This window comes from Phycisphaeraceae bacterium (assembly GCA_020639155.1).
Lineage (GTDB): Bacteria > Planctomycetota > Phycisphaerae > Phycisphaerales > UBA1924 > JACKHF01.
Map to the genome: position 1 here is coordinate 462,726 of JACKHF010000001.1, position 22,706 is coordinate 485,431.

At 55.5% G+C, this 22,706-nt stretch carries 18 protein-coding genes and 2 tRNA genes; 8 read left to right on the forward strand and 12 right to left on the reverse strand.

Annotated features, from left to right (window positions below):
- Positions 1 to 84: 84 nt before the first annotated feature.
- The 9 genes from H6815_02010 to H6815_02050 all read right to left on the reverse strand — a co-directional run bounded on the left by H6815_02010 (position 85) and on the right by H6815_02050 (position 8,006).
- Positions 85 to 774 carry a DNA alkylation repair protein gene (locus H6815_02010; GenBank protein ID MCB9859204.1) on the reverse strand — a complete coding sequence of 230 codons (690 nt, stop codon included), beginning with the start codon at positions 772 to 774 and terminating at the stop codon, positions 85 to 87.
- Between the two features lie 195 nt (positions 775 to 969).
- The gene (locus tag H6815_02015; GenBank protein MCB9859205.1) at positions 970 to 1,593 is read right to left on the reverse strand and encodes an SRPBCC domain-containing protein; all 624 of its coding nucleotides are present in this window, start codon (positions 1,591 to 1,593) and stop codon (positions 970 to 972) included.
- A gap of 341 nt (positions 1,594 to 1,934) precedes the next feature.
- A complete protein-coding gene (locus tag H6815_02020; protein ID MCB9859206.1) occupies positions 1,935 to 2,300 on the reverse strand; it encodes a winged helix-turn-helix transcriptional regulator in 366 nt (121 codons plus the stop codon).
- A 122-nt stretch (positions 2,301 to 2,422) separates the two neighbouring features.
- Positions 2,423 to 3,019, reverse strand: a complete 597-nt coding sequence (locus H6815_02025; GenBank protein MCB9859207.1) for a YdeI/OmpD-associated family protein — start codon at positions 3,017 to 3,019, stop codon at positions 2,423 to 2,425.
- Between the two features lie 57 nt (positions 3,020 to 3,076).
- Positions 3,077 to 4,090, reverse strand: a complete 1,014-nt coding sequence (locus H6815_02030; protein MCB9859208.1) for an RNA 3'-terminal phosphate cyclase — start codon at positions 4,088 to 4,090, stop codon at positions 3,077 to 3,079.
- A 29-nt stretch (positions 4,091 to 4,119) separates the two neighbouring features.
- The gene (locus tag H6815_02035) at positions 4,120 to 5,622 is read right to left on the reverse strand and encodes an RtcB family protein (protein MCB9859209.1); all 1,503 of its coding nucleotides are present in this window, start codon (positions 5,620 to 5,622) and stop codon (positions 4,120 to 4,122) included.
- 34 nt (positions 5,623 to 5,656) lie between these two features.
- Positions 5,657 to 5,729 (reverse strand) — tRNA-Arg (locus H6815_02040).
- A gap of 181 nt (positions 5,730 to 5,910) precedes the next feature.
- A tRNA-Pro gene (locus H6815_02045) sits at positions 5,911 to 5,984 on the reverse strand.
- Between the two features lie 459 nt (positions 5,985 to 6,443).
- A complete protein-coding gene (locus tag H6815_02050; GenBank protein ID MCB9859210.1) occupies positions 6,444 to 8,006 on the reverse strand; it encodes a TROVE domain-containing protein in 1,563 nt (520 codons plus the stop codon).
- Positions 8,007 to 8,205: 199 nt separating this feature from the next.
- On the opposite strand from H6815_02050, the gene H6815_02055 reads away from it, so the two are divergent.
- Positions 8,206 to 9,834, forward strand: coding sequence for a sigma 54-interacting transcriptional regulator (locus H6815_02055; GenBank protein MCB9859211.1), 1,629 nt, complete (start codon positions 8,206 to 8,208; stop codon positions 9,832 to 9,834).
- A gap of 24 nt (positions 9,835 to 9,858) precedes the next feature.
- Here the strand turns inward: H6815_02055 and H6815_02060 are convergent, their stop codons facing one another.
- Positions 9,859 to 13,326, reverse strand: coding sequence for a protein kinase (locus tag H6815_02060; GenBank protein ID MCB9859212.1), 3,468 nt, complete (start codon positions 13,324 to 13,326; stop codon positions 9,859 to 9,861).
- On the reverse strand, positions 13,323 to 13,925 hold the full coding sequence (locus tag H6815_02065; GenBank protein ID MCB9859213.1) for a sigma-70 family RNA polymerase sigma factor: 603 nt from the start codon (positions 13,923 to 13,925) through the stop codon (positions 13,323 to 13,325). Before H6815_02065 ends, H6815_02060 begins: the two co-directional genes overlap by 4 nt.
- A gap of 129 nt (positions 13,926 to 14,054) precedes the next feature.
- On the opposite strand from H6815_02065, the gene H6815_02070 reads away from it, so the two are divergent.
- The 5 genes from H6815_02070 to H6815_02090 all read left to right on the forward strand — a co-directional run bounded on the left by H6815_02070 (position 14,055) and on the right by H6815_02090 (position 18,921).
- Positions 14,055 to 14,804: a hypothetical protein gene (locus H6815_02070; protein MCB9859214.1), complete on the forward strand. Its 750-nt coding sequence runs from the start codon at positions 14,055 to 14,057 to the stop codon at positions 14,802 to 14,804.
- A 72-nt stretch (positions 14,805 to 14,876) separates the two neighbouring features.
- Positions 14,877 to 15,521: a hypothetical protein gene (locus H6815_02075; protein MCB9859215.1), complete on the forward strand. Its 645-nt coding sequence runs from the start codon at positions 14,877 to 14,879 to the stop codon at positions 15,519 to 15,521.
- 258 nt (positions 15,522 to 15,779) lie between these two features.
- Entirely contained in the window at positions 15,780 to 16,634 is an 855-nt protein-coding gene (locus tag H6815_02080) for a hypothetical protein (protein MCB9859216.1), read from the forward strand.
- A gap of 358 nt (positions 16,635 to 16,992) precedes the next feature.
- On the forward strand, positions 16,993 to 17,568 hold the full coding sequence (locus H6815_02085; GenBank protein ID MCB9859217.1) for a hypothetical protein: 576 nt from the start codon (positions 16,993 to 16,995) through the stop codon (positions 17,566 to 17,568).
- Positions 17,569 to 18,921: an HD domain-containing protein gene (locus tag H6815_02090; GenBank protein ID MCB9859218.1), complete on the forward strand. Its 1,353-nt coding sequence runs from the start codon at positions 17,569 to 17,571 to the stop codon at positions 18,919 to 18,921.
- A 440-nt stretch (positions 18,922 to 19,361) separates the two neighbouring features.
- On the opposite strand, the gene H6815_02095 is transcribed toward H6815_02090, so the two are convergent.
- Complete coding sequence (locus tag H6815_02095; protein MCB9859219.1) at positions 19,362 to 19,508, reverse strand: hypothetical protein; 147 nt, start codon at positions 19,506 to 19,508, stop codon at positions 19,362 to 19,364.
- A gap of 305 nt (positions 19,509 to 19,813) precedes the next feature.
- Here H6815_02095 and H6815_02100 point away from each other — a divergent pair, with 305 nt between their 5' ends.
- Both H6815_02100 and H6815_02105 read left to right on the forward strand, forming a co-directional pair.
- Positions 19,814 to 21,250, forward strand: a complete 1,437-nt coding sequence (locus tag H6815_02100) for a TolC family protein (protein MCB9859220.1) — start codon at positions 19,814 to 19,816, stop codon at positions 21,248 to 21,250.
- Positions 21,247 to 22,704: a hypothetical protein gene (locus H6815_02105; GenBank protein ID MCB9859221.1), complete on the forward strand. Its 1,458-nt coding sequence runs from the start codon at positions 21,247 to 21,249 to the stop codon at positions 22,702 to 22,704. The genes H6815_02100 and H6815_02105 overlap by 4 nt, the downstream gene beginning before the upstream one ends.
- The last annotated feature ends 2 nt before the right edge of the window (positions 22,705 to 22,706 follow it).

Consider the following 22,706-nt stretch of genomic DNA (forward strand, 5'->3'; position numbering starts at 1 on the left):
CGATCATTGATACGTCTGAAGTGAAGATCAATGCCGGACAGCATACGAGCGTACGCAGTTAGAGTTTAACACACAACACAGAATCTACTTTGCTGCTCTCTTTGTCCTCTTTTTCGTTGGCTTCTTCTTCGTCACAGCACCCTTCTTACTCGGCTTTACTCTGGAGAGATCACGCAGCGCGTCCTTCCCGATCCATCGTGCAGCTGCGTTGTCAGAAGCAGCCAGCCGATTCGCCAGCGCGAGCGCGTCAGCCTTGAGCCCCGGCCTGCGCGACCCAATCAAGCGCAGCGCCCAGCTCACACCCTTCTTCACAAAGTTCCTGTCATCGGTCGCGCTGCGCTCGATCAATGGCAGGTACCTTGCAAACTCTGCATCGTTAGCCTTCTTGTCATGGAGCGCAACCGAAGCGAGCAATGCGAACGCTGCACGTTTGACGAACTCGTCGCGGCTCTTTGCCCACTGCGTGATCTTCGCGTGTGAGTGAGGAGATTTGTCAAACAGATGGAAGCACGCGGTGTCACAGATCGCCCAGTTATCAAAGTCCTTGCACCACGAATCCATCTGCGCTGATGTCAGTCTGTCCGGATCGCCAACAAAGCACGCGAGGGTTCTCGCTTCGTACCACTCCGTCTTCCAGAGCGCAAGCGCGAGATCGTGGTCCCTGCCGATGGGCTTGGCAAGTGATTTGATGCGGCCGACCTGCACGCCGAACGCTTTCTTTGTGATGATGCCGAAGCGAGACACCATGTCGCTCAGGATGCGATCCGATCCCATCGCGCGCAGCTGATCGACCAGCTCGCTGACGATTTGCTTCCGCTCCTGCGCAGTTCGAGCGCCCCCATTCGGTGCAGTCCGTCGCGACTTTGCTGCTGGCTTCTTCGCCACAATCTTTTTCGCAGTGGGTTTCTTCCTTGGTACTTTCTTTGATGTTTTCTTTGTCGGTGCTCGCTTTGTCTTTGGTGCCATGCGCTATCCCCGAGCGTGATGGGTTTCGGCGAACAAGCCATCGAGATTTCTGTATCCTGCTTCCATGCCCCGATCCATGCCGGATTTTAGTGCGCCATCACGCGCGGCCTGTGACGTGTACCTGAACGTCATGTGCATGTTCGTTATCGTGCCACGCTCCGTTGCCAGTTCGGTCAGCACCAGCGTCGCGATCTCGTCAGCCATCGGAGCATCGCAACCCATGTCAAAGATCTCGCTGCGCACCAGCCGCTCCGGCGGCTGAAACTCTGCGTATGTGCCATGCACTGCCATATCGCCATGCGGGTGCTTCCACTCCCTGCGGAATGATCCATCGACGCGGTGCTCGTCCTCGCACATCGTCATCTCCCAGCCCGGCGGGAGAAACACCCATTGCCTGAGCATGTCGGGGTCGGTCATTGCTTTCCAGACAAGATCGCGAGGGGCATCAAAGTTGCGCGAGAAGATAATGTCGTGCTCGTTCGGGAGCGCGATGGTCAACACGTTTGACACCGCATCCGAACCAGGTGCGAGGTATGCTGCCAGATTCGCAACGTGCTGGATCCCGCCATCGACTGCGCCGTACTCCCTGCACACGCGATCACGATCTTCCTTCGATGGGAACACCATCCGAAGTGTCAGCTTTGTTCCGGTGTCTGTGCGATCGAATGTCACAATCGCAGTAAACGCAACGTCGTCGGTATTATCAACACCAGTGTGCGCGTACACCAGCCGTTCGTTCTCAACGATATCCTGATAGGTGATCAGGTTCGAATACACGCGCTTATCAGGGCCAATCATGTCGAAGCGCCATTGGCCATCGACGCGAAAGTCCATCGAGTGGGTTGTCGTTGTGAATCCGTCTGGCCCCCACCACTCGCCCAGCACATCTGAATCGGTCCATGCGCGCCAGACAAGATTGGGTGATGCATCAAAGTGACGAGTAAACAGAATCTCGCGATCGTCCGATCTCATGACTGATCCCTTCCCTGAGTGTGCTCTGTGGTGTGATCGCGCTTGAGTTGCTCAAGCACCGCATCGAGACGATTGAAGTTCGATTCCCATTGCTCCCTGAACTTCTCAAGCCATTCCAGTGTCTCGTCCAGTGCGCTCGGCACCAGTACGCACGGCCGCTTCTGCGCTTCTCTCCTGCGTTCGATCAATCCCGCGCGTTCGAGCACCTTCAGATGCTTTGTAATCGCGGGCATAGTCATGTCGAACGGCTCTGCCAGTTCGGTGACGCTTGCCTCGCCCCGCGAGAGTCTCGACAGGATCGCCCGGCGCGTCGGATCGGCCAGTGCCGAGAGTTTCTGACTGATTGGATCGAGTGCGACCATGTGGAACTACCTTATTCAACCGATCAGTTATTTTACTATAAAGTAAAATATTGTCAAGCACAAAGGCATAAACGCCTCAAAGTCAATGAGGGTTCCAAAGTCAACTATACTTATTGGACTATTTAGCAGTTTCGGTACTTGTCGTTCAATCCAACACCACTCACGATCATCGGGACGATCTTCTTCAGCCGGGTCTGCTTGGTCTCGTCGCGCTTTGCACTTGAGATATGCTCGGCGTATTCGCGCTGCTTGCCCTTGGGCATCGCGCTGAATGCTGCATGCGCCTTCTTGTTCTTTGCGAGCGCCGCTTTGAGTTCCGCCGGAACCACGACCGGCTTGTTTCGATCGGCCTTAATCTCCTTGCCCGCTTCCTGCAGCGAGATTGCTTCCTTCACGTAGGCTTTGATTACGGTCGCTTTGATGTCCTTCATAGATGTCATGCGCATCTGTCGCTGGGCTTTGGTCACCCCCTCCTGCGCATTCATCAGCACGTTCTTCGGGTCTTTCAGAAGCGCCCCCTGATGGAACCACAGTGCAAAGAAGTTCTTCATCGCAGCAACACCAACAATGTTCTTGCCGTTGTGCGTGTAGCACGGAACGCCCCATTTGATCGTTTCGTCAAGTGACGTTTGCTGAAGCACTTCCCGTAAACGGAGCAGTTCGTCATGCCATTGCGATGGATTGTTGTAAAACTCATCGGGGGCTTTGAATCTGTGCATAGCTCAGAATTATACAGCATCAACCTCGCTATAGCGGTCATATCGTGTCATTCAACCTTAGACTATCTCGATCTGTGTGATCCGATCTGTGTGTGATTGGTGGATACGCGTGCCGAGGAACGACTCAATTACGGCTGCATTTGTCTCGGCGTGGCGCGACAACGGCCCCGTGCAGAACCTCCCCTCACCCGCGAGCGCCATCGGGAGCATCAACTGATCCGCGAGGTACGTGCCGATCGGTGCGCCGTACTTGAGATAGTCCCGCGCCTCGTTGGCTGCACTGCGCGCGACGTGTTCTGCTGAGACGCCGCGCTGGCCGAACCCCGTAAACACCTCGACGTGGTTTGCGTCGCCGAGTTCGATACCGAGCACGTTACCCATGCCGTCCGTGTCCTTAAGCTGGTTGACACCCATCTCATGATCCCCGAGCGCAAGCACGTTCTTCACGATATGAAGCTCGCGCTTTCCGATTTCAGCGGGCAGGCTCGCGAGCGTTGCAATAGCGCGCCGGTGCGTGATCTCGTCGCGAACGACACACTCTATTGGCGTGAGCATTGAAACCGGCTTGATGCGCATGCGCACGAGACCGCCGCCCGCTGGGTAGAACCCGTAGCGTTCGAGTGCGACATCAACCTTCGGTCCCATCCGCGCGAGCATCGGCACGAATGAACGCTGAAGAAAATGCACTGTCGGCGCGAACATGTTGTGCGTGCCGCCTTCGAGTGTGATCGTTGATGGGCTGTCCGCAGTCATCAGCGCGGGGAGCAGCGTCTGGAATACCAGCGTTGTGCTTCCAGCTGTGCCAATGGAAAAGTGATACTCGCCCGGCGATACAGTGCCGGGCGTAAACGTGACCTCCGTCGAGCCGACCGTTGCGCCCTGCACCTCGCCGTTGCAGACGTCGCGCGCAGCGAGCACGGCGGTCAGATGCTGACGAAGAAGTCCCGGCTTGGGACGGTTGGCGCGGATGTTGGTGATAGAGAACGATGTGCCCGTCACCATTGAAAGCGACAGCGCTGTACGCAGGATCTGCCCGCCCCCTTCACCAACTGAGCCGTCAAGTTGCACCATTGTTGTTGCCATGTGTTACTTTCGAGTCACTAATCATCCGCCTTGTCACCATCCTTGATCACGAACCGTGCCTGCAACCGCGCGACCTCGCTGGCGAGACCCGCGAGTTCGACCGATCGCAGCACCTCGTCGAAGTCCTTGTACGCCTCGGGCGCCTCGTCGATGGGATACATTCTGCAGTTGGTGAGGATATCACGTTCTGCGAACGACGCGTCGACCTGCGCCTGATTGAGTGTGCGCCCCGCTGCCTTTCGACCAAGCGCACGACCCGCGCCGTGGTTGATGCTGTAGCACGACAGCGCAGCACCGGGGTCGGCCACCATCACAGCGCTCCCTGCCTGCGGGTTTCCCGGGAGGAGGATGGGATGGCCCGTCTCTGCAAACGGAGTGTTCTTGAGTTCGTGATGACCCGCGGGAAACGCGCGCGTCGCGCCTTTGCGATGCACCCACTCGAGTTTGTTATCGACGACTTCCTTTCGCGCGATGTTGTGGCTGATGAAGTACACCAACTGGCCGGTGACTCCCGGGAAGATCTCCTGGAACGCTTCGAGCACGAGCGCGTTAATGAGCAGATGGTTCACGGTCGCAAAGTTCGCGCCGAGCGCCATGTCGTCGAGATACGCGTCCGCCTCCGGTGATCCGAGCGGTGCGTGCACGAGTTGTCTGTCGCCGCCCGGGAGCGGGATTCCCCACGATGTGAACTTGTCCTGCAATACGCGGAACTGCCCGCTTGCAAGATCGTGCCCGAATCCGCGTGAACCGCAGTGTGACAGGAACGCAACGCCGCCATCGCGCAGACCAAAGACCTCCGCAGCACGTTGTGCGCGCTCGTTGTCGTGCACACGCACGATCTCGCATTCGCCGAAGTGATTTCCCCCGCCATATGAGCCGAGCTGGCGCATCTTCGCAGGAAAGCGCTCATGGAATTTGGGCTGACGACCAAGCACACGCAAGCGTTCTACGAGCGCAGCAGTTGAACCGTCGTGTCCGGTGTGCTCGCTGTCCTCACATCGGCTCGCCCAATCGAATGGGATGCCGAGTGCTTCGCACACCTCGCGCGATGCGCCTTCGGTGACCGCCTTCTCGCCGAGCAGCTGATCTACAGCACGCGCTTTGGGTACGCTGCGCTGGCCACGACCAGCACCTGTTGGCGTGCGTTCGCAGATGGCGTTGATGAGTGCGCGACGCGCTGCTTTGTCGGTCACCGCGCTCTTGTCGATGTCGATCGCGAGCAGGCTCATGGAGCACTTGATGTCAACACCGACAGGGCCCGGATATATGTGCGACGGGCTCGACATCACGCAACCGACAGGTGTGCCATAGCCGACGTGCGCATCGGGGTTGAGTACAAGATGCGACACACCCGGCGCCATCGCGGAGTTGATCGTCTGCTTGAGACACCCCTCGTCGAAGGTTGCGCGGATCGCGTCCGTCCCGATGACGGTGACAGGCCGCTGATCGTTTGGGAGCGGGAGCATCGCGGTTGCTTCGCCTGTTGCGATGAACGGAGATGGTGTTGATTCGTTGCTCATGACATATCCCTTTGCATTCATTATTGATTGGCAATGGCCCCGGCAGGATTCGAACCTGCGATCTCCGCGTTCGTAGCGCGGTGCTTTCATCCGCTCAGCTACGGGGCTCTACACACAGCTTCAGCGACAAGGGCTTGAGAAACGTTCCCGGTGCTCTACCAGTTGAGCTACACCAGCAATGCTGATGATGGGACTCGAACCCACAACATACGGATCAGATGTAGTTCCTCGGGCATTCGCTGAAACCATCCACGTTCCTTTCCTGCACGTGTTCTGCTTCCTTCTGAATCTGGATGGGAGGATTCGAACTTCCGACAATGTGCACCCAAAGCACACGCTCTACCAAGCTGAGCTACATCCAAGATCGGCTGACAGTGACAAGAGATCGTGAGACGTTCGCGCTCTAACCAGCTGAGCTACAGCCCCGAAAAAGATCAAGCGGAGCTGGCGGGACTCGAACCCGCGACCACGAGGATTGAAACCTGTAGTCCCACAGGCATTCACTTGTCAGCACATTCGCACGGTGTGCCAGCAACAACCAGTATCGAGAGACGAATCGCACGAGCCGCAAAGCCGACGTGCTCCGGGATTCGAACCCGCATTCACCAATGTACTCCCGATTGCATTTGCTGGCACTCCAACATTCACTGTGAATCGCAATCACTGGCAAGGGTCTGGTCGAGACATGTACGGTTTGGAATCCATGGAGTCACGACCGCATCCAGCGAAGACGATTCATATTTCCTTCCGTTACTCGCGTACTTCTTCTTGTTTATCCGGGGCCTCCGGCCCGATTGCCGGAGACCCCACCACATATGTTTTCAGATCGACACGGCGTTGATCACATCAACCCAGTGCTTTGCATCCGCGCCTTGCGACGCGAACTTGCTCACCACCTCGAACACAGCATCAGAGAACCCGCCGATGTTGAGGATGTCGTTGCGGTCCTGCGCCTGCGTCGTTCCATACGGCTGGAGATCGATGCAGACGAGCTTTGCCTTCGGGCAGCGCTGCTTGAGTGTGTTCCACTCCTGCATCGTGCGCGTTCCGTTGCGCCACGAGTTCGGCGTGGTATCCACCCACGACTGGTTGTCCGAGACATAGATCAACGTGTCCACGTGCGAGCGCGACTTGTTGAGGTGCACAAGCGGAGCCGAGCAGTTCGTTCCACCCCACGGTGCTGATGCGAGCTGCGCCGCGTTCGTCATCACCGTGTCACGCGGGTTGAGACGCATGGCCACGACGGTGTCGTTGAATGGCACGATCGTCGCATCCGGGTTCTTGCGGAGCACGGTCGCTGCGATTAACGCCGCGACATCGATGCACTGCACTGCGCTCGTTGCGCCCTTTCGATGCCCCGTCACAGGTGAGTGCATCGAACCGGACACATCGATACAGACATACGTCGTTCCGTCGATCGCAGGCACGTTGCGCGTTGCGATCTCTGTCGCGATTTCGAGTGAGTGCCTGATCGTGTCGGGCACGTCCTTCGATGCCATCCGATGCGCCACCAGCAGCTGATACGGGAACGCCCGTGCACGCATGATCTGCTTCTCGTCTGCGAGACGGTTTGCGATCACCTTCACGACATCCTTGTCCTTGAGCACGCCGTGACGTGCAAACGTGTTCAGGTTCATTCGCGTCATCTGCCACGATCCATTCCGCGCAATCTGTTTCCACGCCTTGGTGTCAAGATTCAGCGATGTGAGCATCTGGAACGGCACATCCGGTATGTTTGATGTCGCACCAGACTTGAACGCCTCGAACTGCTTCACGATGTCGGGAAGCGCGTCCGCGTCGTGATCACGCCCAATGAGGTACCCATACAGCGCCTCACGCGACGATGTCTGCGGATTGGGATGCACCATCTTCACGATGTCCGCCAGCGACGGATCGTTCCCAACCGATGCGAAGAACAACGCGTCGTCCGTGCGTGACTCAAGCCACGAGCGCACCAACCGCTTGGGCAGTGTTCCCAGAGACTTACGACCCACGACACCCGAGCGCATGATCTGCACAAAGTTGCGGAGCATCTTCGGCGAGTCGATCACGCGATCGAACACCTCAGCCATCAACCCGGGCGAACGGACGGAGAGCACCGCACACAAGAGCGCGGGCAGATCCTTCATGTGCCCCTTCGATCGGCAGTACAGCGCGGTTCGCGCGATGAACTCTGGTGAGACCTTCTCGCACAACGCGAGCACTGTGTCGAGTTGATCCTGGGCGCTCGCATAGAACGTCGAGTTCATGCAGCCGGTCGCAACGTACTGTGCGAGCATCTGCTCTGCAGACATCGCGTAGGCGTTTCCACCCGCTTCGTTGCGGGCTGTGGCTGCCGGAGCGAGTCGGCCGCGTATTGATTTGAAGAGTGACTTACTTGCCATGATCGGTCTCCTGTTCTCAGGTATGCCGACCAGAAAAGCACACACCGTGCCAAACGACGGGACAATCGAGCAAGGCAGCTGAAAATCGTTGATTCCAACGCATAGATAGCGTTTGGGTTTGATATTGGGATTATCGAAAGGAGTTTGTTGAAGCTGAATAACTATAGATTTGTATCATTTTTATACTATAGTATCGTATATGATCCGTCGTTCGACTTCAACTTCTTATGCAACTCCGCGACCCACGGTTGTCGTGGGGTTGCTCGGCACAACCCTTGATGCAGGAAAGGGCCCAAAGCGATGGGAGCGCTGGCGGCCCACCGTGTCGCTGTGCCAGCACGAGGATTTTCTCGTCGATCGGCTCGAACTCATCCACGACAAGCGCGCTGGTTCACTTGCCGATGTCATCGAAGCAGACATCGGCGCGGCCTCACCCGAGACGAAGGTTGTTCGCCACATCATCAACATGCGCGATCCGTGGGACTTTGAGGAGGTCTACAGCTCACTCCACGACTTTGCATCAAGCTATCCCTTTGATCCTGATGCTGAAGACTATCTGTTCCACATCACGACCGGCACGCACGTTGCGCAGATCTGCACATTCCTTTTGACCGAAGCGCGATACTTTCCAGGCAAACTCATGCAGACATCGCCGCCGCGCAGAGCAGCCGATGGCCCGGGCAAGTTCGGATTGATCGATCTCGATCTTTCAAAGTACGATCGGCTTGCATCGCGTTTCGAACGCGAGCACGAGGATGCGGTGGCGTCACTCAAGGGTGGGATCGAGACACGAAACGCTGCATTCAACAAACTCATTGATCAGATTGAGCACGTCGCTGCGCGCACAACCGATCCCATGCTCATCACCGGCCCTACGGGAGCAGGTAAATCCAGACTCGCTGGACGTATTTATGAGCTTCGCAAGCATCGCAGACTTGTTGCTGGTGAGCTTGTTGAGGTGAACTGCGCAACACTCCGCGGGGACGCTGCGATGTCCACGTTGTTTGGACACAAGAAGGGTGCGTTCACGGGTGCAATAAATGATCGTCCGGGGCTGTTGCGCAGCGCGCACACCGGCGTGCTGTTCCTCGATGAGATAGGCGAGCTCGGGCTCGACGAGCAGGCGATGCTCCTTCGCGCGCTCGAGGAGAAACGATTTCTTCCGCTTGGTGCCGATACGGAGATCACCAGCGACTTCCAGTTGATCGCAGGAACAAATCGCGATCTAGCCCGGCATGTTCGCGATGGCAAGTTCCGCGAGGATCTGCTTGCGAGAATCAACTTGTGGTCGTTTGCGCTGCCGTCGCTGTCGCAACGTCCAGAAGACATCGAGCCCAACATCGAGTACGAGCTTGAGCGGTTTGCGCATCAGAGAGGGCACTTTGTCAGGTTCAGCACTGAGGCGAAGAAGTTGTTCCTCCAGTTTGCAACATCTGCGGATGCAGCATGGACAGGGAACTTCCGCGATCTCAACGCTGCGCTGATCCGCATGGCGACCCTTGCGCCGGGCGGGAGAATCTCGCGCGACATTGTCCGTGAGGAGATTGATCGACTGCGCGGGGCATGGTCGACGGGCAGGCAAGCTGAGAGCATCGATGCATTGATTTTCTCTGTATTGACACCAGCACAGTTTGACGCGATCGACCTCTTTGATCGAGCGCAGCTTGCTGCTGTCATCTCCGTGTGCAGGCAGTCAAAGACGATCTCCGAAGCAGGTCGAGCGTTGTTTGCAGCATCGCGCAAGCGACGAGCATCGACAAACGATGCCGATCGCCTTCGCAAGTATCTTTCACGCTTTGATCTGAGTTGGGACATCATTTCAAAGTAAATAGTTCTAAAAACTGACTGCAACTTATCTCGTTTCATGCTGGCCGAACGTCAGATTGATGTTCAGCTTTGTGCTCTGCATGAGTCGACCAATATCTGAGAGACTCAGCCTGCTGTTTGCATGCCCGGTGACGATCACATCATTGGATACGTCAATGCACGTTGTTCTCCACTCGGCATCATCCGGCCCTGCCACCCGCGCAAGCTCCTGCCCTGACTCGGCATCAAGCACATAAAATCCGGAGGTGCGGAGTGCTGCGTACACCACTGCTCCATTTGGATCAGGGGCAAGATCAAGGATACCACTATGAAGGATTGGTCCCTCACGCTGGACGCTGCCGGTCATCGGGTTGCAGATATACATCCTGGCATTCTCACTCCCAACAAACAGCCGATCTCCGTTTGCAGAAAACCGTATCGCACTCGGACGATCAATCTCGTGCGACATCGTTCTGGTTTTTCCACTCTGCGGATCAATCATTGCGAGTGTCGTGGCCTGCTCACTCCGCGGCTCTGCTGCGAAGATCGCAACAATCAGCGAACCGTCGGGATGGACTGCAACTCGGCGTGCCTCGCCAACCCCTGGGATAGAAATCTCCGCCCGGTTCACCTGGTGGGAGTCGAGATCACGGAACACAGCTACCTGACTGTCAGCGTCACATGCAACGGCAAGCCACGTGCCATCGGGTGACCACACAACATCATTCGCAGGTCCAAGGCATTCAATGGTGCGATCTGCCTCCAGCATGGTGTCTGCATCATCCCAGAGCACACACACACCATCACGCCCAACCGACACACACTGTGATGTGTCAAGCGGGTTCACTGCAACTCCTGTAACAATGTGCTCGACCCCACCTACATGTGCTTGCACACTTCGTCTTGATGCGTTCCCTGCTGGATCGAACACACGCACACGTGGCGAATCCTTTGCTCCAATGAGAATGCACTTCTTTTTCCAGACGACAGCCGATACCGACCCAGGATTCACATTTGAGATCTGATCCCACGGATTGACAGTCCGTTTCCATGACGCATCAACATCGAACACGGTCAGCATTCCCGTGTGATCCAGTGCAGCAAGTCGGGCTCCGTGCTCGTCAGGAGCAAGCAGAACGCACTCTCCGTGCAGTTGACCGGTAACGTATTGTGCTGGCGGTCCCTCCGTCGGTTCGGATCCCGTGACAAGAAGCCCGTTGGTATCCCACACCGACACGCGCCGATCCTTCCGTGCAACGAACATCCTTGAACCATCGGCACTGAACGCAGCCTCACCTGCCCACTCACCATCGCTACGAAGAAGCCGTGACTGCTGCTGTGAAGTCGGGTTCAATACATTATCCGCTCGAAACATGAAGAGCAGATCGGGATGTACTGCTACAGCAACAGGCGAGCGTTGCGATACATGAATAGAACTGAAATCAAACTCTGATTGTGACTGGAACCGAGAGAGCTGCATTGCCATCTCGCCGCGTGCAATCTGATCGAGCTGCGCGAAAACGTAGAGCGATTCAATGCACGATCGATCGGTTGCAACGAGTGTAAACGCTCCATCTGAAGTAAACACAGGGGCGGTGAGCCGGCTGCCGTTTTCCTGAGCGGCTGGAAGCACGTAATGAGTTTCCAGCGAAACGGGGAAGATCCATATCTCACCATTCGACATGGTTGCACCGAATCTCGCGCCATCGGCAGTAAAGGATCCATCGATCAGGCCAACCTTGTCAAGAGATATATTGGCAACATTTTCACCGGTCTGCATGTCAATCGTGCGGAGGGAAGAGCGTGACCACGTTGCTGCGAATCGGGTGCTCCCACTAAGGCGAACGTGCTCATCGTCCGATGGCAGAAAGACAGGAGTCAGTTGTGCTGGTTCTGTGCTGCTGCCGTCAGACACGCGCCACGACTGCACAATACCGTTTGCACGTGTCAGCGTGACAACGTCATTCTGCAGATGCAGAATCGCAGGTGTATTCCCGGGCAGATTGGTATCAGACAGTTCCGCGTTCGTATCGATCTCGCAGAGTCTGGGGTCGTATGTGGCGGCTTCGAGCAGTCCCCACGCTGCACGACGTGTGAGGGGATCAATACTATAAAACGAGTTCTCGTCTGGAGATACCCGTATCTCATTCCGAAGATACCGTGCAGCACCGAGTGTATCTCCTGTGACTGTGAGCGTGCGCCCAAGCGTGATGTTCTGCTCACGCAGTGCCCGTGTCTTCTGATTCCGTTCAATGCGCAACATCCCAGCCTGCCATGCCATGATGATGCCAAAGACCGTCACGCCAACAACGGCTGCCGCTGCAAAGATTGTCAGTTCCTTGCGTTTCCAGAGCGCCTTTCGCAGCACATACAGCGTGCTGTCTCGGCGCGCATCGATTGCTTCTCCCGCGAGATACCGCCGGATATCCTCGCCGAGTGCTCCAGCCGACTGGTACCTGCGATGAACGTCCTTATTCATGGCCTTGGCAATGATTGTCCATAACTCCCCATCCATCCCCTTGACACGGACAGGATCTCGCGAGGTGATCTGTTCGAGTGCTGCGTGAAGCGGACCGTCTGTTTCATACGGTCTGTGACCAACAATGACCTCGTAGAGCAGAACACCGAGCGCATACACGTCGCTGCGCGTATCAACACGTTCGGGGTCGCCCGAAACCTGCTCAGGGGATGTGTAAGCGAGCGTGCCCACGAACGCTCCGGTCATTGTGTAGAGTGGATCGTCCTGCTCGCGTGAATGCGGACGCGCAATCCCAAAGTCGAGAAGGCATGGCGTGGGACCAATCTCGTGTTCACCTGTGCCTGCTCTGTCGACATGTTCCTTCGGTGTCCGCACGAGCACATTGCCTGGCTTGAGATCACGATGAATAACACCCTGCCTGTGTGCATGCTCAACCGCTTCGCACACCCGCTGCAGGACGAGAAGGCGGTCTCGAAGCGTTTCTCTTGTCAGCGACTTTGGTTCGCCGATCTGTGCAAGCCAGTCGTCGAGTCGCACGCCATCGACGTACTCCATCACCAGCATTCGACCGTCATCATTGATCTCGCTGCTTTCATAGATGGTGGCTATACCCGGATGACGGAGCATTGCAGCAATCTCTGCCTCGCGTTCGAGGCGCAGTCGTTGACGCCCATCGTCGGCACCGAGCGCAGCATAGTGGAGCATCTTGATAGCAACACGTCGTTTCGTATCAATCTGCACACCCTCGTACACGATTCCTTGGCCGCCTCGTGCGATCTCGCGGACGATTGTGTATCCGGGTGCGATACTTGAAGATACCGGCTTTGGTTCCCTTGGAGATGGTGCAAGCCTGACCGATGGCATGCTCGCAAGAAACCGGGCATTCTCGCGCGATACAATCACATACTGCGCGCACGCATCACACCTGTGCACGTGTGATGCAATCGAGCCACCCGGATCTATTCCATCGACAGCAAACGCTTCGAGTGATGATGGTGATGGGCATGATTCGACCGATGGTCCATCATCCATCATGGCTCATCATCCCACGCCGCTGTCAGATCCTCGACAATTGTGCGCAGCCGCTTTGTCACCCGATTCTTTGCAACGTACACCTCGTCAACAGATAGCCCGGTTTGCCTGGCAGCTTCTGAGGCTGGTACACCTTTTACGGCAACAAGCTCCCACGCCTGCATAGTTGCATCGCTAGTGCGCGAGTTTGATCGCAAGAGAGCCATCGCCTGATCAAGAATGGCGCGTTCACGCGACAACGTCCATTCTCTCGTGAGATGATCTTCTGTTGCAACATCGATCATCGCTGTCTCGTTCGAGAGCAGACCCCGGCGTTTCATGGATCGCTGGGTATCAACAATCCTGTTCCGGGCAATTGAGATCAACCATGAGCTGAGTCGCCCCTTCTCTCGCTGGTACTTCCCCTCGCGATAGTCGCGCGCAAACTGCGTCAGTGATTCCTGCGCTACGTCCATTGCATCAGCTTCAGGCAGATGCCACGAACGCGCGAACCCATACAGGATTGGTCGGTACCGATCGTCGAACGCTTCCCATGCAGGGTCTCTGACATCGTGAAGAGCCGCGAGCAGGGCTGTGGTGGTTCGGGTCGCGAGCGGGTGCATGATGGCTCCCATTCAGAAACGGAGGGTTGAAGACGCAATTTATCATATCTTCTTTTCACAAGTGCAAGGTTCAGTTGTTTGCAACGCAGACTGTGTGGAACTGGCATCAAGCCAGCAGGAGAACCACCCATGAAAGCCGCAGTTTCGCTCATATTGACTGGAATCACAACGACACCAGTACTCGCTCAATACGACTATCACGACTGGACTGCGAATCTGACAAACTCCAATAACGTCGTCAAATGGAACTTCACCAACACCAGCAGCGCGGGGACCATCACAGGCGAGAGCGTGTATCCGGGATTCGTTGCTGGACCGGGCTCGTGGGGAATGCCCACAGCCATCACAAATCAGGGCCCCTTTGCGACCGGCTTCCAGATCAACGGTGCTACAAGCACGTCGTCATTCGCTGAGTTTGCGTTCTCAACCGGGTATGCGTGGGGATCCGGTGGTCGGATGATTCTCGGAAACATCCACAATCACTATGAGTACGAGATAGCCGCGTGGGACTTTGCAAACAACCCCATTGATGTTAATACCTGGCAACAGATTGGACCCGAGTACGCGAGCACCGCGCCGGGATCTTCCGGGTACTTCTCAACAAGCTCGACACAACGGAGTGCGAATGGGCTTGCGTCTCGGTTCTATGTCAGTGACACAAGCGCAGATCCAAATCTCGGTCAGGGCGGAGTCATCCTGCTCGGCGGATTACAGAACGTCGGCAAGATCCGGATGACACTCACAAACAGCCTGCTCGCCCCGAACGCGCAGGCGGTAGATCTCATGTTCATGTGGATCGGCACACCCATTCCCTCTCCAGGTCCACTCGCCCTGATGGGCATTGCGGGTGTAACCGCAGCCTGGCGTCAGCGCAGATAGCACGTTTTCAGTTCGCATCATCACACACATTCAAGACATCGTTCACTGTTCAATCAAAGAAGGAGCATCACCATGACATCCACAGTTTCACGTCTCACCTTTGTTTCACTGGTTGCATTCGCTGGTTCAGCACACGCCGACGATCTGACCCCGCCGCCGTGGCGCTTCAACCCCGGCACGACCGTGCAGCACTGGGATTTTTCCAGCGGTCCAACGGGAGTAACACCAGACGCGCTTCCACTCAACAACCCATACGGCACGCCGCTGCTTCAGCCGAGCACAACATCCACGTGGTTCCCGACGTTTGCAGGTGCAAACGACGTGTGGGAAATCACAACCGGCGATCTGCAGTTTGAGGTGCCAAACACCGGCGTTCAACAGCATCAGAAGGAACTCTGGCTTCAGGTCACATACTACGATGCGACAGGTGCGGGATTTGGGCCGAACTACTCCGTTGCAGGTACCACTGGAGTGTTCACTCAGATTGGAGCGCCCCAGCAGACATTCCTGCCCAACGGCTGGGTGCACGAGCTGACCAAGTGGAATGTCGCATCGTGCCCATCGCTCGAACGAATCACAATCTTCGGCGGCATCGCTGGGGCTGCAACTGTGATCGATCAGGTCGTGATTGATACGCAATGCATGCCTATACCAGCACCCGGCGCAACCGCATTGCTTGGTCTCGGCGGACTGGTTGCGCTCCGTCGGAAGCGGTAGATGCACCAGCTACTTTCTCATCCAGTTCGTCCCGGGTATTGTGTCCTCGATACCCGGGACGCTGTTCTGACCTGACTTCAAAGTGCCTGAGATTGATCAACTCTTTGTACTGCGTTGAAGCATCTCCGCCTTATGGTTTCCGGACGGACGAATCGGATCGGTCATGGATTCTGTAGCTGCTGGCAGATCGCAATCCTCGAAACCGAGCAAAGCATCTATGAAAACCCTTAAAACTCGGTACACTATAACGATTGATCGATGAAAGGAGTCTGCTCAATGATCGGTGCGCTCTTTGCTTTGCTTGGCCCAGTCATACTCGACTTTGAATCAGGATGTGCAACAGCACCTGCTGGCTGGAATGTCACAGGTGGCACGCTCATGTGCACTGCGCATTCTCCTTCGTCTGCAGGGACCTTTGGCGCACTGGGTACAGGACTGACGACATTTGTCGCAACAAATGCTGCGACAACTTCTGCTAGTGTCATTGTTGCGCATCCTGTCTCTCCAACAGGTGTCGAAGCTGATATCTCTGTCTCCAATTCCGGTTCATTGCCAATCGGCACTCTTGCGACCTACACCTTTGTTGGCACGAATGGAAACATCACGCTCACACTCAATGGTACGAGTTCGAGTTCCTATGAAGCGGTGTGGGCATCGGGTGGATCGTTCTGGACATGGCCGACCTTCACACCCGGACGATTCTACAGACACACATTGTGCATCGAGAACTCGAACACAAGCAATGATGTGCTCGCGACAGCTGTGATGGTCGATGAGTACGACCCCAGCACCGGCGCAGTGCTCAACTCAGTGACACAACAGATCACACCACCATTTGTCATCCCGGGATACACGCGGTTCGATGAGTTCGTTGCAATTAGCATTGATAAGCCATCACCATCACCCGCGACAGCAATTGACAACATCGTCATTGAAGAAAAGGCGTGCTACCCGGACTGCGATGGCAGTGGTTCGCTTGATCTGTTTGATTACATCTGCTTTGGGAACGCCTATGCCATGCAGGACCCATACGCAGATTGTGATGGCAGCGGCCAGCTCAATATCTTTGATTACATCTGCTTTGGAAATGCATATGCCGCTGGGTGCCCATGAGTTGCCCTAGACAAGTTGACAAACTGCAGAGGAACCAAAGTGAGACGACCTTCAGCCGAAGTTTGAGAGACCGCCATTTATCAACCTGAATATCAGGCAACTGGACAGGTCACATGTGTCAGGCCGGCATTCATCCGAGAGCATTTCGACGCTTGACCAAACGGATGCCATTGTGGTTTGCTGCTTGACATATGACCCATTTCTGGTCGATCTGGAGCCAATTCAAGCATGTCAAGTGACAACGAACATGCACTCGTACGACATCAAGATGGTGTATGCTTGCCACCGATATGCACAATAAACGGAGTGCAACAGGCTTGAATCTGCTAACAAATGCCGTACAATCAAGGCGCGATGAATGAGCGCGAAAGGGGCACGCGGTATGGACAAACTTCAACTGGCACTGCTGACAAAGTGGGCCGAAGATGCCAACTTGGGAGGAATCAAAGGACGAAAACGCATGCAGAAAGTGATCTACTTTCTAAAACAGGCAGGATGTCCGATTTATGCTGACTACACCCTGCATCACTATGGCCCATACTCAAGCGAAGTGGCAAATGTGACAGATGTTATGGTTGCTGAAGGTCTGCTGAATGAGCAGAGCGGCAGCGGCATGGGAGGTGGCCAGTACGACTACACGCTTGGCAGCAACACACGCGGCATGATTGAGCGGATTGGCGATAACGAATCAATCATATCGTTCAAGAACTTCCATAAAAGAGCAGTTGAACTGCTCAACTGGGAACTCCGGGAACTCGAACTCGGATCCACGATCCTCTACTTCTATCACTCTCAGCATCCCAACCAGAGTTGGGATTCCGCTTTCGACCAAGCGTGCAAGTACAAGCGCGCAGATTCTAAAAACCCCATTTCACTGGCAGCTCTCAAACTCGCGCAGCGATTTGCTGGAAATGCCTCAGAACGAGGTGATTGAATGTCAGACAAGGTCTTTCGAGACCCCCTGTACAACTACATCAGCGTTGACCGTGACCAAGACAGTTGGTTGCTGAAACTTCTTGATACCCGCGAGGTACAAAGACTTCGTCGAATTCACCAGCTTGGTGTCAGCAACTACACCTATCCGGGAGCAGATCACAATCGATTGGCTCACTCGCTCGGTGTCGTGCACTTGATGCAGATGATTGTTTCTCACTTTCAGCGCAATTATCCACAAGTCAGTAATGACGGAGCGGCGCGTGATGCACTTCTTGCCGCCGCACTCCTGCACGATGTTGGACACGGTCCATTTTCCCACCTCTTTGAACCATGCCTCGGAATCAAGCATGAGAAGTGGTCAATCGCTGTAGTGCTAGATTCCGAATCAGAAGTGCATTCTGCGTTAAAAAAACGTGACAACTTTCTGCCTCAGAGAGTCGCAAACCTCATCGATGAGAATAATCATGATCAGCCGACTTGGCAGAAACTGCTTTTGTCCAGTCAACTTGATGCAGATCGGCTCGATTATCTTCGTCGTGACAGCCTCTTCACAGGTGCAGGATATGGACACTTTGATTGGTATCGATTATTGACAACAGTAGAGTTGTTTGGAGATGACCCGTCCGATTTCGATCTCGTATGGCCTGAGAAAGCTGCACTAGCTATTGAAGAATATATCTTCGCACGCTTCTATATGTATCAGAATGTATATCTACACAAGACAACTCGCGGCTTTGAACAGTTGCTCCAAGCTATGTGGCAACGTGCCACAACACTTATGGAGAATGGCGATGATGTGCATGCAACGCCTGTTCTAAAGGATTTCTGGAGTCATTCAGACCGAACCCCTGGAAGTTTGCCGCTAAAGAAATACCTCCGGATCGAGGAGTTCGCTGTTCTTTCACAAATTGACGTCTGGAGAAATCATCCAGATAAACCGCTCTCCGATCTTGCTCATCGTTTCCTCAATCGTGATGGTTTCGCCATGATACCAGCCCCAAGTGGAGAGAACCCACTAGAAAGCGGTGGCGATTCCGAATGGCTACAAGCACTTGCAGAAGTTGTGGGAAAGGCGGGATTTGAGAACCCAGCCTGTTACTGTCTATTTGATGATGTCGATGGCAAGTATCGCCGACCTTATAAGCCAGAAAAAGAGGGGCAGCAGCAGAGTGCAAGCACAGCGATACGCGTGCGCATAAAGGGAGAATCTGCCCCCATAGAAATATCATCATACTTGCCTCGTCTTGCCGCTGTTACGAATCTACCGCCGCCAATGCGAATTTACTATGTCCCTAAAGAGGCGAGGAACGATGCCAAGAAACTACGGGAGACTTGGACACCTTCTGTATAATATCTGAAAAGATTCAAACCTTCGCTTTCAACATTACTTACACTTTCTCTAACAACTCACATATACGCATGCAATGCAGCACTTTTCTGCTGCTGGTACTTTGGGGATAACTGCTGGCCGTAACCCATAGACTTGGCCTATTAGTGCGTTGGTCTGGCACTACAGCCAGCCACTAGTTGGCCGTGCTTACCAGCAAACTTCGGAGTTTAATCCTGTATCTGCACCGGGCATCGACCGAAAACTGGATTCGCACGCTGGGTGCATTCCTGGCCTGTTTCAGAATTTAGAGACTCTGCTGCAACGTCTGCGGCCCACAAGGCGACTGAGCACCATTTGATTCAGTTCTGCTATGGAACTGATGGGAAAGAGACGATACTCTACGTGGAATGCGGATATGCGGCCCAACTCTCCTCGCTTTCTCAGTGCTTGTGGCATGCCTCCTATCCAGTCTTTCTGGAAGCAATCGTTTCGAGTCGCATAGTGTCGCGTCCCATGGCTGTGAGCACACGCACATCGACATAAGTACGCACTGGCACTCCAGTTGTGAGTGCGGCAGCGTGCATGAGACAGAACAGGATCACGACCATTGCCATTGCTCCCAAGCATTGTGCATTCATTCAGTTACACTGACGCTTGTGCAGTTCCCGCAACTGGGCAGGTATATTCCTGCTCGTTCTGTTCCATGTGCGCGAGTCTACAACCAACTTGTCGCGATTGGTCCGCGCAGAACTCCGCCTGGGAGCGGTGACATTCAATGTGCTACGTCTCAACGCGACGGGATCGTTTCAACGACACGATTGATCATTTAGTTTCCTGCTGGCATGCCGGTATCGCAACCTGAGCAGCATGCGCTGTATCGGTTGGTGCTTTGTGTATATGCAGGAGTTTTCAAATGGATACGAGTGTTCGTCACGCTGCGAGCGTGCGTGTGCGCCATGCGGTTTTCGCTTCGTGTATCGGTGGTCTCGTGCTTCTCTCGGGATGTGCCCGGTATCAGCCGTCGCCTCTGGATCTACAGCAGCACGCCGAGGAGTTCCGACATCGTGCGGAGCAGTTGTCCGTTGTTGCTGAACACATGCGATCTTCGCCGTCGCCGGACATGCCGGACGCCCACGTATTCGATGTGACAGATGGCATCAGTATGGATGAGGCGGAGGCGATCGCGCTGTTTTACAACGCGGATTTACGCACTGAGCGCCTGCGTGCTGGTCTCACGCTCGCGACAAAGGAGAACGCGGGGCTTTGGGACGATCCCGAACTGGGATTTGACGGCGCAGAGATTCTCTCACCCGCATCACCGTTCGAGTATGGCGTGACGCTGCAACTTACTGTGCCGGTTTCGGGGCGTCTGCGCGTTGAACGAGCAAGGGCGGACGCTGCGCACGAATCGCAGCTCAGACGTATTGCAAGCAAGGAATGGGCAACGCGGATGGATCTTCGCAGGGCGTGGATTCGATGGTCTGCTCAGGTCGAGCGGGAGCGCATGCTCAGTGAAGCGATCGATTATGCCTCGGACGTTGAGCAAGTTGTTGATCGACTCGTGCAGGCGGGTGAAATGAGCCGGGTTGAAGCAAGGCTGCTGAAGATAGACATCGAGCAACTGCATACAGATCAACTCCAGGCTGAAATCGACAGAACACAAGCGAAACAGACGCTGCTGGCATTGCTTGGGCTTTCTGCAGATGGGAACCTTGTGTTCGAATCGCAGATTCACGCCGAGCCTCCCCCACTGCCTGAACAGATTGACACACATCTGATCGAGCACAGCCCCGAGGTTGCAGCGTTGATCGCCGAGTATGAGGTTGCGGAAGAGTCACTGCGCCTTGAGGTGCAGAAACAGTACCCGGACATCACAATCGGAAGCGGGTACAGCAACGAAGACGACCACCGATTGCTGCTGGGTCTGTCGCTGCCTGTTCCCATACTCAACGCCAACAGAGCGGGAATTGCTGAAGCTGCTGCGCTCCGCGATATCGCGCGAGCAGATGCAGAGCGTGCACTCGAAGATATCTGTAACTCGCTGGTATCGGCGCGCTCGATGTATGAGGCAGCCACATCGCAACGAATGGAGTATGAGCATCGCGTGCTGACGCTTCTCGACGAACAGTCGCGTGAGCTGGCAGCTCTTGCCGAACTCGGTGAGGTAAATGCGCTGATGCTCGTGGAGACACTCTCACGAATCACTCTCGCGAGGGTCAGAGCACTTGAACTGCAGCAACAAGAAAGCGAACTCGCGATCAATATTGCTGAAATCCTTGGACCACGCGATATGCCGGAACATCTCGAATCGAACACACACGAACCAACACAATCAGGAGAATCGCGATGACATCGCGCACACTTCAGACAGCATTGTTGTGTCTTCTTGCTGCTGCACTCAGCTCATGCGGGCGCAGCACCACGCAAGGCGATGATCACACATCATCCGACCATGAGTCTGCCCCGGCGCAGACAGGACCGTCAAACGCAGTTGATATCCCATCCTCGGTTCGGCAGAACTTAGGCATTACCTTTGTGCAAGCTGAGGTGCGCCGCGTTGAACAAACACTCAGGGTGCCAGGGCACTTCGAGTACCTTCCATCGGCTCGCAGGGAGTACCGGCTGACACTCTCAGGTCGCGTTGAGTTGCTTGTCGATCAGTTTGACGCAGTCGAGACGGGAACACCGCTTTTCCGGATCGACTCTCCCGACTGGCGGAGCCTGAAGCAGCAGCTTGTTGATGCGGAGTCCGCGGTAGAGCGTGTCGAAGCAAGGTTGCAGAGCTTCGGGCCGTTGCGAGAAGCGCATCGAAACCATGAAAAGCAGCTCGAACAGACAATCGAGATTCGACAGGAGCGCGTCGCGCAGATCGAAAGCGTTGCGCAGGCTGGCGGTGGTCGTGTCGCTGAACTCAACACAGCACGGGATGCTGTAGCGACAGCCCAGGCAGAACTCGCTGAGATTCTTGAGAAAGAAGCTGAGATTGAGGCTACAGAGATCGAAGCAAAGTCAGAGCGCGCAGCAGCTGTGTCAAAGCGCCTGTATCTTCTTCACACCGCATCAACACTGCTTCGTCAGCCCGTCGATGCACTCACATCTATCGTTGACACTGAGCATGCACCGGAACCCCGTTGGAAAACAATCGCATCGGTAGAGGTGCTCGCAACAGACAACGGCATCGTCGAGCAGGTGATGCTGACACAGGGAGCGTGGGCCGAGGTTTCGCAGAATGTTGTGACGATCGTTCAGCCGGATCGTCTGCGTTTCAAAGCGAGCGGACTGCAGACCGATCTCGGACTTTTGCGTGACGGGCTGGATGCGACCGTTGTTCCGCCAACATCATCCCGAAATCGTAACGTGATCGACATGATGGACTCAATGCATGGCACGATCATGCTCGGACCGGGAGGCAACCCCGAAGAGCGCACGATCGATCTGTATGTTGTGCCAGACTCGCTCTCAGCATGGGCGCGCGCGGGCATGTCTGCGCAGCTTGAGATTGTGACAGACGCGTCCGCATCACCGACGCTGGCGATTCCAGCTGCAGCCGTGCAACGAGATGGACTTGTGCCCGTTTTCTTTCGTCGCGATCCACAGAACCCGGATAGAGCAGTTCGCGTTGAAGCGGATCTCGGGCGCGATGACGGACGCTGGGTTGTCGTCAACAGTGGGGTGCGCGCCGGAGACGAGGTTGTGCTCGATGGCGCTTTCCAGCTCATGCTTGCGACCGCGTCGGCTGGCACGCAGCAACGAGGCGGGCACTTCCACGCGGATGGCACGTTCCACGAGGGCGAAGACAAGTAAGG

Excerpts from the sequence above, each read along its gene's own strand:
- H6815_02010 (MCB9859204.1), bottom strand. The coding sequence starts at position 774 with ATGGGATCGGATCGCATCCTGAGCGACATGGTGTCTCGCTTCGGCATC.
- H6815_02015 (MCB9859205.1), bottom strand. The coding sequence starts at position 1,593 with ATGGTGTTCCCATCGAAGGAAGATCGTGATCGCGTGTGCAGGGAGTAC.
- H6815_02020 (MCB9859206.1), bottom strand. The coding sequence starts at position 2,300 with ATGGTCGCACTCGATCCAATCAGTCAGAAACTCTCGGCACTGGCCGAT.
- H6815_02025 (MCB9859207.1), bottom strand. The coding sequence starts at position 3,019 with ATGCACAGATTCAAAGCCCCCGATGAGTTTTACAACAATCCATCGCAA.
- H6815_02030 (MCB9859208.1), bottom strand. The coding sequence starts at position 4,090 with ATGGTGCAACTTGACGGCTCAGTTGGTGAAGGGGGCGGGCAGATCCTG.
- H6815_02035 (MCB9859209.1), bottom strand. The coding sequence starts at position 5,622 with ATGAGCAACGAATCAACACCATCTCCGTTCATCGCAACAGGCGAAGCA.
- H6815_02050 (MCB9859210.1), bottom strand. The coding sequence starts at position 8,006 with ATGGCAAGTAAGTCACTCTTCAAATCAATACGCGGCCGACTCGCTCCG.
- H6815_02055 (MCB9859211.1), top strand. The coding sequence starts at position 8,206 with ATGATCCGTCGTTCGACTTCAACTTCTTATGCAACTCCGCGACCCACG.
- H6815_02060 (MCB9859212.1), bottom strand. The coding sequence starts at position 13,326 with ATGATGGATGATGGACCATCGGTCGAATCATGCCCATCACCATCATCA.
- H6815_02065 (MCB9859213.1), bottom strand. The coding sequence starts at position 13,925 with ATGCACCCGCTCGCGACCCGAACCACCACAGCCCTGCTCGCGGCTCTT.
- H6815_02070 (MCB9859214.1), top strand. The coding sequence starts at position 14,055 with ATGAAAGCCGCAGTTTCGCTCATATTGACTGGAATCACAACGACACCA.
- H6815_02075 (MCB9859215.1), top strand. The coding sequence starts at position 14,877 with ATGACATCCACAGTTTCACGTCTCACCTTTGTTTCACTGGTTGCATTC.
- H6815_02080 (MCB9859216.1), top strand. The coding sequence starts at position 15,780 with ATGAAAGGAGTCTGCTCAATGATCGGTGCGCTCTTTGCTTTGCTTGGC.
- H6815_02085 (MCB9859217.1), top strand. The coding sequence starts at position 16,993 with ATGAGCGCGAAAGGGGCACGCGGTATGGACAAACTTCAACTGGCACTG.
- H6815_02090 (MCB9859218.1), top strand. The coding sequence starts at position 17,569 with ATGTCAGACAAGGTCTTTCGAGACCCCCTGTACAACTACATCAGCGTT.
- H6815_02095 (MCB9859219.1), bottom strand. The coding sequence starts at position 19,508 with ATGGTCGTGATCCTGTTCTGTCTCATGCACGCTGCCGCACTCACAACT.
- H6815_02100 (MCB9859220.1), top strand. The coding sequence starts at position 19,814 with ATGGATACGAGTGTTCGTCACGCTGCGAGCGTGCGTGTGCGCCATGCG.
- H6815_02105 (MCB9859221.1), top strand. The coding sequence starts at position 21,247 with ATGACATCGCGCACACTTCAGACAGCATTGTTGTGTCTTCTTGCTGCT.